The 12,451-nt window shown below is 63.8% G+C and carries 10 protein-coding genes and 1 pseudogene; 3 read left to right on the forward strand and 8 right to left on the reverse strand.

Going from position 1 to position 12,451, the window contains the following annotated elements; genetic code table 11:
* Both BRAS3809_RS34445 and BRAS3809_RS34510 read right to left on the reverse strand, forming a co-directional pair.
* Positions 1-848, reverse strand: an 848-nt coding sequence (locus BRAS3809_RS34445; protein WP_052523506.1) for an acyltransferase family protein, incomplete at its 3' end; no start/stop codon positions are given.
* 349 nt (positions 849-1,197) lie between these two features.
* Positions 1,198-2,544 (reverse strand): annotated as a pseudogene (locus tag BRAS3809_RS34510) (IS30 family transposase).
* Between the two features lie 994 nt (positions 2,545-3,538).
* On the opposite strand from BRAS3809_RS34510, the gene BRAS3809_RS29790 reads away from it, so the two are divergent.
* Positions 3,539-3,823 carry a type I restriction-modification enzyme R subunit C-terminal domain-containing protein gene (locus tag BRAS3809_RS29790; protein WP_008965732.1) on the forward strand — a complete coding sequence of 95 codons (285 nt, stop codon included), beginning with the start codon at positions 3,539-3,541 and terminating at the stop codon, positions 3,821-3,823.
* 326 nt (positions 3,824-4,149) lie between these two features.
* Here BRAS3809_RS29790 and BRAS3809_RS29795 read toward each other — a convergent pair whose 3' ends face one another.
* The 6 genes from BRAS3809_RS29795 to BRAS3809_RS29820 all read right to left on the reverse strand — a co-directional run bounded on the left by BRAS3809_RS29795 (position 4,150) and on the right by BRAS3809_RS29820 (position 10,946).
* Positions 4,150-4,698: a hypothetical protein gene (locus BRAS3809_RS29795; protein WP_139017475.1), complete on the reverse strand. Its 549-nt coding sequence runs from the start codon at positions 4,696-4,698 to the stop codon at positions 4,150-4,152.
* 218 nt (positions 4,699-4,916) lie between these two features.
* A complete protein-coding gene (locus tag BRAS3809_RS29800) occupies positions 4,917-5,159 on the reverse strand; it encodes a hypothetical protein (RefSeq protein WP_008965735.1) in 243 nt (80 codons plus the stop codon).
* Between the two features lie 164 nt (positions 5,160-5,323).
* Positions 5,324-6,550, reverse strand: coding sequence for an MFS transporter (locus BRAS3809_RS29805; protein WP_008965736.1), 1,227 nt, complete (start codon positions 6,548-6,550; stop codon positions 5,324-5,326).
* A gap of 156 nt (positions 6,551-6,706) precedes the next feature.
* The gene (locus BRAS3809_RS29810; protein WP_008965737.1) at positions 6,707-8,134 is read right to left on the reverse strand and encodes a DUF6880 family protein; all 1,428 of its coding nucleotides are present in this window, start codon (positions 8,132-8,134) and stop codon (positions 6,707-6,709) included.
* A 16-nt stretch (positions 8,135-8,150) separates the two neighbouring features.
* The gene (locus BRAS3809_RS29815; protein WP_008965738.1) at positions 8,151-8,840 is read right to left on the reverse strand and encodes a substrate-binding domain-containing protein; all 690 of its coding nucleotides are present in this window, start codon (positions 8,838-8,840) and stop codon (positions 8,151-8,153) included.
* Positions 8,841-8,909: 69 nt separating this feature from the next.
* Positions 8,910-10,946, reverse strand: coding sequence for an NAD(+) synthase (locus BRAS3809_RS29820; protein ID WP_008965739.1), 2,037 nt, complete (start codon positions 10,944-10,946; stop codon positions 8,910-8,912).
* A 199-nt stretch (positions 10,947-11,145) separates the two neighbouring features.
* On the opposite strand from BRAS3809_RS29820, the gene BRAS3809_RS29825 reads away from it, so the two are divergent.
* Complete coding sequence (locus BRAS3809_RS29825; protein ID WP_008965740.1) at positions 11,146-11,997, forward strand: NAD(P)H-binding protein; 852 nt, start codon at positions 11,146-11,148, stop codon at positions 11,995-11,997.
* Between the two features lie 124 nt (positions 11,998-12,121).
* The coding region (locus BRAS3809_RS29830) for a hypothetical protein (RefSeq protein WP_052523509.1) at positions 12,122-12,451 on the forward strand (330 nt) is incomplete at its 3' end.

Below are 12,451 nucleotides of genomic sequence, written 5' to 3' on the forward strand. Positions count from 1 at the left end.
CCGAAAAACACGAACATCCGGGATGCCATAACTTGCTGAAAGAGGCGCATGCAGCTCACTGCTGTGAACAGTAATACAACCAGGCAGAGACCCATTTGTTCTGCAACCGGATATCGCACCGTCAGCGCGGATATCGCTCCCATGAACAATGCAAAGGCAAGTGCTAGTCGTCTTCCGTCTTTGTAAAAGATATAGAATAGCGCGCCGCTCGCGAACCAACCGAAGTGGATAAAGCCAATCCAGTCAGCCGCCGCTGCAACTCTGCTGGCGGCAGAGTCTAGATCCAAGCCGAATACCACGCGCATGGCGAGCGACCAGATAAAGATCAAGAAGATGAGCAAGATTGCGAAAGCTCGACCAACAACGAAGTACGCCAGAGCGAATATACCGTAGAACACGACCTCTACATACAGAGACCAGAATGACCCTTCCATTCCATCGATGCTCAGCCCTGTCAACGCGTGTATTAAAGCCGGATTGACGAACGTCAGGCCGGGTATGAGATTCACCCACGTTTTTGGATTGTTTAGCCCTACAGGAATCAAGTTTTCTGCCCCGAGAATAAACACCGAGCAAATCAACATTGCCGGAAAAAGCCGCAACCAACGTCGGCCGACAAACGAGACAAGGTCTTGGCACGTCTCCAGGCTCATCAAAATGACGAAGCCAGAGATCAGGAAAAACAGCTGAACACCCTGCCAGCCTAGTCGGATTGGAAGGACCTCGAATTTGTCTCCAAACGGCAAAGTATTCGGGTAGGCTACGTAACCATGGAACAGCACAACCGCGATTATTGCTAACCCGCGCAATCCATCCAGATATTCGATCCGCTCCCGCACTGCCTCCATGTTACTCCTCAGCTTCCGCTAAATGGATCACATCCCTGACCCAAGACTCCGGTTAAACAAAGAGACTACCATTACTGGAAGATGCACCGAGCCCTGACTGGCGGCCCCGTCATTCATCTGTCTCTTGGCATTCAATTGTCAAACAGACACGTGCAGTCGATCGGACGGTTGCTCCAGACAAGCGCCTGCAATCTCCCGGCTGAGTGAGCCCGAGGGTTGCATCCGTCGCGCGCCTCGAAGCACATAGAGGAGCAGGGAAAGCCGGACCTCGACCGAGGCCCGTGGCCCCGCCTGCGGAAAAAAATGCGGGCGGCAGGTACCACAAGCAAAGCCAGGCACGCCGGTGGGCTCAAACGATCGTCGCAACGCCAAATGTTTTCATTCCGGACAGGAGCTCGTCAAGCGCCTTTGCCGGGATTTTCAACCTCAGCGTCTTTCTTGGTCGGGAATTGAGCGCTGCGGCCACAGCGGCGATCTCGTCAGCATCGTGGACGCTCAGGTCGGTGCTTTTCGGGAAGGACTGCCGCAGCAGGCCATTTGTGTTCTCGTTCGTGCCACGCTGCCAAGGGCTTCTTGGATCGCAGAAGTAAACCTGGAGGCCTGTATCGATCTTGAGGTCACTGTGCTGAGCCAAATCGGTCCCCTGACCCAAGTCAGCGAGCGGCGTAGTTCCTTGGGCAAGGTGAGAATGGTGCGCGTGGTCGCATCGCGTACCGCTTCCAGAAAGCGCAGGCCCGTCCTTCGTACATGGGCCGCCTTCAAATCCCGACAAGCGTGGCAGGTGCAGAAGCATTGTAAACCGGGTGCTACGGTCGACGAGCGCGCCGATTGCCGAACTCTCGGAGCCGACGATCAGATCTCCTTCCCGATGTTCCGGCACGGCGCGATCCGCAACTCGGCCGGACGTTCACTGATCATGATCTCGGGCGATACGAAGCCTTTGCTGCGCTTCCGCGCGCGCTCGAGGCACTCGCAGCGCCCGTCCTGTTCGCAAGCACGCCGTCAACTCGCGCTTGAGCGCTCCTCGGCCCTGAACAAAAAGCGCTTGATAAATGGCTTCGTGGCTGATGCGCATCGTCTCGTCATCCGGGAAGTGGACCAGTAAGCGCCGGGCATTTTGCTCGGGACTCCACGCTTTGGTCCACCCCTGATCCCGGCCAGAGCCCGCCCGGCCGGCCTTCCGCCGAACGTCGCTTGGAGGCGCGACAATGCCGGCAAGCTGTTCTTCAACATTAATTGCGCAAGGCGGCGTTGCTTGCAAGCTTGCTCGACTTAGGACGCCGGGCCGATCGATCTGCATGCCACTGGGCGGCCGTCGATCGATAGGCATCTTGCCGCCATGCGTGGCCGCATTGCGATCGAGATCGAGAGATGGTCGAAGGTGGCCGATCGAGGCGCCGCGCTATCTCTCGTACAGAATGGCGCTGCGCATTCAGCAGCGCAATCTCCTCGCGTTCAGAGAAAGAGAGGCGTCGTCCAGAGAGCGGCTTCGCCGAAGTCCGCAACATCGCTGGTGCCACGCCGCCCGCCTTTCGAAATAATCGGGGCCGACAGCATCTGACAATCCAGCAGCTAGCGCAGCCTTCTCGCTGTTCAATCCCGCGGCAATCCCCCGCCAAAATTCCTGCTGTTCGGCCCGCCCCGCCACTGGTGGGCGACTCATCGATCCCAGCTTCGCCCGAGTTGACCGCCGCATTCGGAACCCATCGCAACTTCCTCATCGAGTGTTGCGACGACCGACTGAATCCGCCTGTTGGCGCGGGTGATGGGGGCAAGACAGCCGGCCCCCGGGGAGAGCACGAAGCAGCCGTAAGCCCATCGCGCAGGGAATGCCGAAGCCGCCGAAGGTGGTGGCGCGCCCAGCGCCAGCCTTGAACCAGGCCGGCTCACAGGTCCAAAACTCCACAGTTGCTCTGCATCGAGGCGGGATGCGGAGAGTAGAGCATGATTTTCGGACAAAGGGAAGCAAATTTTTTCGGTGCGAGAGACGGTGTAGGAGCAAGAAGTTGGAATGGCCCTGCAAAAACGCGGGCCAGCATTGACACGACGGCCGTCGTTTTGCTGGCGCCATGGTGATTTCCTTCGCGAACCCAGCCTTAGCAAGAACTCGATCGATGATGTCGCCCATTAAGGTTGCATCTAGATATGATTTCGCCTCCTATAGTGACGGGCAGCAGGAGCGAATGCGATTAACGGCAACGCGGAAATCACGTTCGAGGTCGAGGAGCATTTAAAATACGATGCGTGGTGCCACGTCGAACCATACTGGGACGAACACGTCGCGCAGGTCGTTGGCAACAACGAACTGCTTGCGATTATAGGCTCAGCACCACAGTTTCACGCCCAAACACAACCTACTCGGAAAAAGATTGATAAAGGAGATCGGCACGGCGCTCTATATGGCTCTCTTATAGACTGGGGCACCACAATCGCATTCGGTGGAGGGCTTGTCGGCGCGGGCGTATTCGTCAGAGCAGCCTTTCCCAAAATAATGAATTGGCTGAACGCGCGTGAGCAGCGAAAGTTGACGATCTCCTCGAAGGGGATTGGCATCAAGCTGGAAGTGCGGGGACCCCACGCTGATAAATCGGTGCGCTGATTGTAAACCAATGTCTGCGGCTCAATTCATCGAGCGTCTGTTCGGCGAGCCTCCTGCGCTTTTTTGAAGATGAATACGAACTGCGGGCGTTGTGAAGCGAGCCAAACACGAGGAAAGCGTTGCTGGGGGATTGGCAGAAAAGGGCTTCGGAGACGCGCAGCTCGGCGAATTCAAACGCCTAATCGACGCTGAAAAGAGCGAGCTGTACGACGTACTCACATGCATCGCGTTCGCACTTTCGCCGATCACCCGAGAAGAGCGTGTACAAACACGGAAGGACACAATCTTCACGCGCTACGGTGATGACAAGTTGCGTGGATTCCTGGAGTTCTTATTGGGAGATTACGTAAAGGAAGGGGCAGGGGAGCTGGATTAGGCAATCTAACGCCCTTTCTTGAGCTTAGATATAGGGCTGTCAACGACTTGGATCGCGATCTTGGCATCTCCAAGATCTGCCACACCCTTTTTGGCTTTCAGAAGAACCTCTATGTCGAAGCCTAAGCAATCGGCTCGCTTCCGTCATGTTTTCTTCTTCGCTTTGGGCTTGGATTTCTTTTTGGTCGTTTTCGGGTCAGCTCCGCGCCGCTTGGGTCCCGGTGCTGCTTTGCGAGGAGGTGGCTCTCTCTCTGTGATCTCTAGTTCTGTGACATTCCGTTGTCCGACTCTGCCAGAGACCTATAGCAACACGGCTATCCGAGGGCTTCAGCTAGCCGAATTCAGAATCTCGGCGAACTGCTGCTCAAACTTTTTCTGTTGCCCTGTGCTTGGGAAATAAACGAGCCGGCCAGCGTTGATTACTTTGAACCCGTCCTTTGTCAGTCGGGGCTCCAGCAGCCGACAGACGTTCGCCTTGATCAGGATGAGTGGAACCCTGCGATCTGATAAAAGGCTGGAGAGGTCCTCGATAAGGAGCGGATAATCGCCTGCGATCAGCGTATCCCGATCCTGACCGGCATCTTTCGGCAGCTTGTCCACTTGCTGGCAGGTCGCATCGACCAGCACCCATCCTCGGTTCTGAAACTGCCGCAGCCCCTCTTCTTTCGTCCGAGGGGTGGCTCCCATTTGGCGCATCAGAGCAGTGAATAGCGGCTCGCTAACCGAGCCGGACGGATCATAGAAATATTTTCCTGATGCCGGCGGCGATTCTGCGACAATGACGAGCCTCGCGACCTCCGGCTCATAACGGCGTCTCAGCCAGAGATAGTAATTCCGCCCCCACACCATCACCGAAGCTCGCTCACGTCTGCGCAATCCAGGTCACCGCGATCGCCGACTCGACCGGGGATCCGAGCCTAGCATGGAAGAACGGAGTTGCTGGAATATCGCAGCAGACCGACGTACTCGGGGCCAGAATCACACAATCAGAGCGAAGCAAGCCAGGAGCAAAGGGATTGCACGGGAAGTCTGCTCTGAGCGCGTCCGGAGAGCCCAACCGGCTTGCCCGACGCTGAACAGGGTGGCCAGACTTCCTACTTCCCCATGCTCCCCGCCTGGTTCGTGCCCGGGCCGACATTGCCCTGGCTCGATGAGGTGGAGTCGCGGCCGGACTTCATGTTGCTGCTGCCGGGCTGCATGTTGGCGCCGGTGGTCTGAGAGGAGTTCGTCGACATCGACGAGTGGTGCTTCTTGTGGTGCTTGGCTTCGGCCGCGAACGGCGCCGCGGCGAAGCTGACGGCGACGAGAGTGGCAAGGGCGAGATGAGTCTTCTTCATGGATCCGATCTCCATCGGGTTGAAACGACACGCACGCCCAACCCGCTGATGACGACCGAGTTCCGGATTACGGATCAAGCGTTGGTGTGGTCTCCAGAGCTACTCGTTAGGAACGAGACTCTGTCAGCAGCGGCGCGGAGGGTGATTGCTGCTTCGCAGTACGTTCACGCCATGGCCTGCGCCGAGGCCACTGGCGGCGGTGTTTTGGGGAACGGCCTGAACGTCATCATCATCAGGACCGCACCGAGGCCCATCACCCAGGAGCCGACATAGAGCCATGTGTAGCTCGCAAGGCTGTCATAGATCAGGCCGCCGGCCAGCGGCCCGGTCGCCATGCCCAGGCTGCCGGCCATGGCGGTGCCACCGATCACCGTGCCCATGATGCCCTGCGGAAAGTTGTCGCGCGCGATCGACGCGTAGAGCGGCATCGTTCCGGCATACAGGAAGCCGAACGTGGCGGCGACCGCGTAGAACGCGGCGAGGTCGCGCGCGGCGACATAGGCCAGCGCGCCGAACGCCTGGGCGAGCAGGCCGAGCACCAGCACGCGCTTGGCGCCGAAGCGGTCGCCGAGCAGGCCGAAGACGATGCGGCCGCCGAGTCCGGCGAGCCCCTCGACGCTGTAGATCGTCACCGCAGCCATCAGCGGAATGCCACAGGAGACCGCGTAGCTGACGGTGTGGATGATCGGGCCGGAATGGGTGGCGCAGCAGAAGAAATTGGTGGTGAGCAGGACCAGGAACTGCGGCGAGCGCAGCGCCGCCGATCGCGTCATTTCCGGCGGCCCGGCCACGTCACCTGGCGCGATGACGGCGCCAGGCGCCGACACCGGCGGTCGGCCGACGAGCAGCGAGGTGGGGATCATGATGCCGGCGACGACGGCGGCGATGCTCTGCATCGCGGTGCGCCAGTCATAGGTGGAGACGAGCCAGGCCGCGAGCGGCGACATCGTCATCGGCGCCACACCCATGCCGGCCGACACCAGCGACACCGCGAGGCTCCGATGCGTCTCGAACCAGCCGGTCACGGTCGCCATGACCGGCGGGAAGATCGCCGCCGTCGCGACGCCCGCGATCAGGCCGAAGCTCAGCTGGAACGCCAGCAGCGAGGACGTCAGGCTGGCGAGCAGAAGACTCACCGCGAGCAGGGTCGAGCCCATCAGCAGCACCGGACGCGGTCCGATGCGGTCGGACAGCGTGCCCCAACCGATGCTGGCGACCGCCATCGCCAGGAAGCCGATCGTCAGGGCGCTGGAGATACCCGCGACGGACCAGCCGGTGTCGGCAGCCATCGGCCTCAGGAACACCGGCAGCGAGAACAGGCCGCCGACGGCGACGCAGCCGAGCAGGCCGCCCGCGGCGACGATGACCCAGCGATATTGCGATGCGTTCATCGGTCGTCTCCGTTCTTCCGACTCTTTCTGGAAGACGTGCGGAAGACCGCCGAGACGACAAGAGAGCGCAATTATTTCAGGACAACATGACGACGCGGGAACCGCCGGCGCGCGCGACCTGATTCATGGCGACATCGCGCGACGGATCGTTCCGCGTCAACTCATCAGGTCCCAGAAACTCGCCTTGCGGCCATGCTCGAACTTCAGCCGCGTCAGATACGCCGCATGCGGTTCAACATCGCCGAAATCCTTAACGACGGCAGCGAGACTGCCGCATTCGAGCAGATGCCTGGCGGCATGGCGATAGCGGCTGGTGCGACTGCCCTGCAGCGTGTCGTCGACCATCGCGCGCAGCAGCAGCGTGGCTGCGAGCGGATGCTTGCCCGCGAGGGCATCCGCAGCCGGCGCGAGCACGTGATAGGCTTCGCCGTTCAGCTCCCGGCTGCGCCCGAGCACGAGCTTCGCGGCGCGATCCAGCGCCGGCCAGCGGATCAGGAAGTCGAGCGCCCATATCAACTGTGGGAACTGTTCAGCGTGGTCGAGCGCGCGCCGCTCGGCCTCGACGTCGTCGAAGTCCGGCAGGCGCTTGAGATGAGCGCGCAGCTGCTTCGCATCGAGGCGGCGCGCGAAGCACGCCCAGCGTGCGGCCTGCGCCTCCTCGTTGCGTCCAAGGCCGTCGAGCACCTGGATGCGCGCCTCCTGCCAATCCGGATCGGGCCGGCTTGGATTGCGGAGCTCGGCGGCATCGAGGACCTGCAGCGCCTCCCCGGCCCGCCCCGCCGCGAGCAGCCGCTGGCCGACATAGGCTGCGATTTCGGACCGCCTTCTCTCCTCCTCGTCGAATTGTGCGATGTAGAGGTCGACGTCATGGGTCGCATCCGCGATCGCCAGCAGCGCCTCGCGGCAATTGTTGGTGCGGCGGCGCTGTTCCGCCTCCTGCTCATAACGGGGATCGCTGCTGCCCCACCCCGCGGCCCTGCGCTGGGTCTGCGGGATTTGTTCGACCGGTGTCTTGGCGAATTCGACGAGGCGCTGCTTGAGATGAGCAAGTCCGCGCTCACCGAGCGCCGGTGCCACCGTCTCGATCAGTTCGCCATATTGTCCGTAGCGGTTGCGATCAAGGGCGTCGAAGACGCGATCGGCCAGGGCGATAGGATCGGCCTTGGCGGCCTCAGCCAACGGGCCGAGATCGGTACAGGCCGCGCAGAAGATGTCGTGAGGCCCCCCGTCGCCGTCGTCGCAGCGGCCGAGGACGCCGTTCGCGAGATCCATGAATTGCCACATCAGCTCGAGCGCTGCGGGCGGATCGTGCTCCGCAACCTGCTTCGCGATGCTGGCACGCAAGGCTTCGAGGTCGTCGGCCAGCGGGCGCAGCTTGTTGCGATCGAGGAAGGTCGTGGCGCGGGCGATCTGCGCCATCCGTTTGCGCAGCTCGGTTGCGATCTTGCTGGGCGTCGCGACTTCAAGCTTCAGGCGCCGCTTGATGGCCGCGTCACGTTCGGCCACGTCCAGCAGCAGTTCGGCGAGGCGCTGCGCCCCGAGCTGCTCCAGGGCCTTGGCGGTCAACGGCGTGCTCGAGGCCACCGCAGCGCTCCTTCGCTTACACCGGCGTCATGCCGTGCTGGCGCTTGGTCTCGGCGGTTTCCTCCGAGACGAGATATTCGATGAAGGCGCGGGCCGCCTCGGCGTGCGCGCCGGCCTTGCACAGCGCGGCGGCGAACACCGTGCCCGGCTGCAGCGATTCCGGCAGCAGGCCGACGATGTCGATGCCGGCGGCGCCGAGCATTTCGCTGAGCTGCTGGAAACCGACATCGACCTCGCCATCCGCAAGCAGTTTGGCGACGGGAATGCCGGGCTTGGCCTGCACCAGGCGCGAGGCGCCCTCGGCCTCCAGGCCCCAGTCCCGGGCGAGCGTCTGCACATGGGTGCCGCTCGGCCCGGTCGAGATGCCGATCGCCTTGGCGTTCTGCATCGCCTGGCGCACGGCGGCCTCGTCGAGCGGATCGGGCTTGGGGCTGCCGGCGCGCACCGCCATCGCCATCGGCGATTCCGCGATCTCGAGGATGCTGCCGGGCACGAGATGGCCGTCGGCCTCGAGCTTCTGCAGCGCGTCGGAGGCCAGCACCACGAAGTCGAACGCCTCGCCGGCCCGGATGCGCTTGGCGGCATCGACACCGCCGACGGATTCGATCGTGATCACCTCGCCGGTCGCCTCCTCATAGGCGGCGGCGAGCTCGGCGAGAATCTGCCGGGTCGCCATGGAGGAAATTCCGGCGGCGGTGACGCTCATGATGGGCTCCGTTCAACGAGGTCGCACATCTTCGGATATGGCATGTGCCGCAGCAGAGCAAGACGGCCGCTACTTCGGCACACTCTCCAGATCCTCCAGCCACGCCACGGCATTGCCATCCGACGGCGCGCGCCAGTCGCCGCGGGGGGACAGGGCGCCGCCGGCGACCACCTTCGGGCCGTTCGGCATCGCCGAGCGCTTGAACTGGCTGAAGGCGAAGAAGCGCTTGAGGAACACCTCCAGCCACTTCCTGATCTCGCCGAGCGAGTAGGCGTTGCGCTTGTCGGCCGGGAAGTGCGGCGGCCAGGCGCCGTCGCCGGCATTCTTCCAGGCGTGATGCGCCATGAACGCGATCTTCGACGGCCGCATGCCGTAGCGCAGCGTGTAGAACAGATTGAAGTCCTGCAGCTCGTAAGGTCCGATCGCGGCCTGCGTGCTCTGCGGCGTCTCGCCCTCCTTCACCGGCACCAGCTCCGGCGAAATCTCGGCTGAGAGCACCGCCTCCAAGGTCCGATCGACGTCGGCGGAGAACTGGCGCGAGGCGATGACCCAGCGGATCAGATGCTGGATGAGCGTTTTCGGCACGCCGGCATTGACGTTGTAGTGCGACATCTGATCGCCGACGCCATAGGTACACCATCCGAGCGCGAGCTCGGAAAGATCACCGGTGCCGAGGACGAGACCGCCGCGGTTGTTCGCCAGACGGAACAGATAGTCGGTGCGCAGCCCCGCCTGCACGTTCTCGAAGGTGATGTCATAGACCTCCTCGCCGCGGCCGAACGGATGACCGATGTCCTTCAGCATCTGCGTTGCCGCGGGACGGATGTCGAGCTCGGCGGCGCTGACCTCGAGCGCCTTCATCAGCGCGTGCGCGTAGGACTTGCTCTGCGCCCCCGTCGCGAAGCCCGGCATCGTATAAGCGAGGATGTTGGTTCTGGGCAGGCCGAGCAGGTCCATCGCCTTGGCGGCCACGATCAGCGCGTGCGTGGAATCGAGACCGCCGGAGACACCGATCACGATGCGCTTGGTCCCGGTCGCGCGCAGCCGCTGCGTCAGGCCGGCGACCTGGATGTTGTAGGCCTCGTAGCAATCCTGATCGAGCCGCGCGGGATCGCTCGGCACGAACGGGAAACGCTCGATGCTGCGCATGAAGCCGATGTCATCGGACGTCGGCTGCAGCTCGAAGCCGATGCGGCGCCAATGCAGGTCGGCGCTCCGCGCCCGCGCGTTGTCGTCGAACGTGCCCATCAGCGCGCGCTCCTGGCGCAGCAAATCGAGATCGACATCGGCGAAGATGGTCTGGCCGGTCTGGCGGAAGCGTTCGCTCTCGGCGAGCAGCACGCCGTTCTCGAAGATCGAGGTCTGGCCGTCCCAGGATAGATCGGTGGTCGACTCGCCCGTGCCCGCCGCCGCGTAGATGTAGGCTGCGAGGCAGCGCGCCGAGGTCGAGCGGCACAGCAGCGAGCGCGACTCGGCCCGGCCGACGGTGATCGGACTGCCCGAGAGGTTGGCGAGCACGGTGGCGCCGGCGAGCGCGAGCTCGGAGGCCGGCGTGACCGGGATCCACATGTCCTCGCAGATCTCGACGCCGATCACGAGTCCGGCAACGTCGGCGGCAGCGAACAAGAGATCGGTGCCGAACGGCGCCATGGTCTCGGCGACCTCGATCATCTCGCCCCGGATGCCGGCTCCGGAGGCAAAGTGGCGGCCTTCGTAGAACTCGCGATAGGTCGGCAGATAGGATTTCGGAATGACGCCGAGCACCTCGCCGCGATGGATCACGACGGCGCAGTTGTAGACGCGATGCGCAAAGCGCAGCGGCGCGCCGACGATCAGCACCGGCATCAGGTCGTGCGAGGCTTCGACGAGCGTCAGCAGTCCACGCTGCACGGCATCGAGCAACGGGTCCTGCTTGACGAGATCCTCGATGGCGTAGCCCGACAGGCAGAGCTCGGGAAACACCGCGACGGCCGCGCCCTGGTCGTGGCAGGCGCGCGCGGCCGCCAGGATCGCTGCCGCATTGGCGGTGGGGTTGGCGACGCTGGAGGCGGTGACGCAGGCCGCGACACGCGCGAAGCCATGCCGGTAGAGCGAATGGAAGGTCATCTGGGCAGTCCATCTCCTGTTCCCGGACCATACGACATGGAGCATGACAGGAGCCATAACAACGTCGGCAGATCAGCACCGCTCCGACGACGGGCGGCGGCACGGGACGGCGCCCGCGGCGTCATTTGATTTGCGCTGGCGGCCCGGTGCCGGCTATCTCGGCACTTGCTCGCTCGATCAGACCTCGTCACCCGCACGCATGAACCTCTTCGTCATCGGCTTCGGCTACACCGCCCGGCGCTTCGTCGATCTGCACGGCCGCGCCTTCGCTCGCGTCACCGGCACGGTGCGCAGCGCCGACAAGCGCGCGCAGCTGGCGCCGCTGGAGATCGACCTGTTCGACGGCACCGTGGCCGCAGCCGCAACGCTGGCGAAGGCGGCGGAGGCCGACATCGTGCTGATCTCGGCGCCGCCGGGATCCGGCGACGATCCCGCGCTCACCGCGTTCGGAGATGCGATCACCACGGGCCGCGCGCGGCGCGTGGTCTATCTCTCCACCGTCGGCGTCTACGGCGATCACCAGGGCGACTGGATCGACGAGGACACGCCACTGGCGCCGGAGCACGACCGGGTCCAGGCCCGCGTCCGGGTCGAGAACGAATGGCGCGCACGGATCGGCGACCGCCTCGCGGTGCTCCGGCTCGGCGGCATCTATGGCCCCGGCCGCAACGCGCTGGTCGAGCTGCGCGCGGGCCGCGCGCGGCGCATCGTCAAGCCGGGCCAGGTCTTCAATCGCATCCATGTCGACGACATCGCCTCCGCGATCTCGGGCGCAATCGATCGTGAGCGCGGCGGCTTCTGGAACATCGTCGACGACGCGCCGGCGCCGCCGCAGGACGTCATCGCCTATGCGGCCAGGCTGATGGGCATCGCGCCGCCGCCGGAGGTGCCGTTCGACAGCGCCGAGCTGTCGCCGATGGCGCGGAGCTTCTACGCCAGCAACCGGCGCATCCGGAATGCCAGGGCCAGGCAGGACCTCGGCCTCGTGCTCGCCTACCCGACCTACCGCGAAGGGCTGGACGCGCTGTGGGCGGCGGGCGAGGGGCGCTGACGTCAGGGAATTTCGCCGCGCGCCGGAAACCTTCCGCGGCGACGGCGATTGCCACGAACAGAGATTGTCATGCGGGGCTGACGCGACTGCACGTCGTGCGGCCCTCACGCAAAGGATGTTCGACATGCAGGCCGACCACCCCATCACCTGGCTCACCTTCTTCACCCTGGCTGCCGGCATCGTCATTGCTGCCGGCGCATTCCTGTCGTTCCTGCGCTCGCGGCACAACCGCGAGATCGCGGCGGTGGCCCTCGAGGGCGATGGCCGCGGCCGCGGCATGGCGCCGTCCGGCGCCCTGCCCGAGCTCGGCGGGCTGTTCGTGCTCGCCCTGATCGTCGCCGGCCTGCTGGTCGCCGGCTATCAGAGCGGCGGCGCCACCCGCTTCGCGGGCGGCGACAAGCCGACCCCGGTCCCGGCGGCGCCGACCAACACCGACCGTGGCACCACCGTGGGC

Origin of the sequence: Bradyrhizobium sp. STM 3809 (assembly GCF_000239795.1) — a bacterium.
Lineage (GTDB): Bacteria > Pseudomonadota > Alphaproteobacteria > Rhizobiales > Xanthobacteraceae > Bradyrhizobium.

Excerpts from the sequence above, each read along its gene's own strand:
- BRAS3809_RS29800 (WP_008965735.1), bottom strand. The coding sequence starts at position 5,159 with ATGAAGAAGACTCATCTCGCCCTTGCCACTCTCGTCGCCGTCAGCTTC.
- BRAS3809_RS29805 (WP_008965736.1), bottom strand. The coding sequence starts at position 6,550 with ATGAACGCATCGCAATATCGCTGGGTCATCGTCGCCGCGGGCGGCCTG.
- BRAS3809_RS29815 (WP_008965738.1), bottom strand. The coding sequence starts at position 8,840 with ATGAGCGTCACCGCCGCCGGAATTTCCTCCATGGCGACCCGGCAGATT.
- BRAS3809_RS29820 (WP_008965739.1), bottom strand. The coding sequence starts at position 10,946 with ATGACCTTCCATTCGCTCTACCGGCATGGCTTCGCGCGTGTCGCGGCC.
- BRAS3809_RS29825 (WP_008965740.1), top strand. The coding sequence starts at position 11,146 with ATGAACCTCTTCGTCATCGGCTTCGGCTACACCGCCCGGCGCTTCGTC.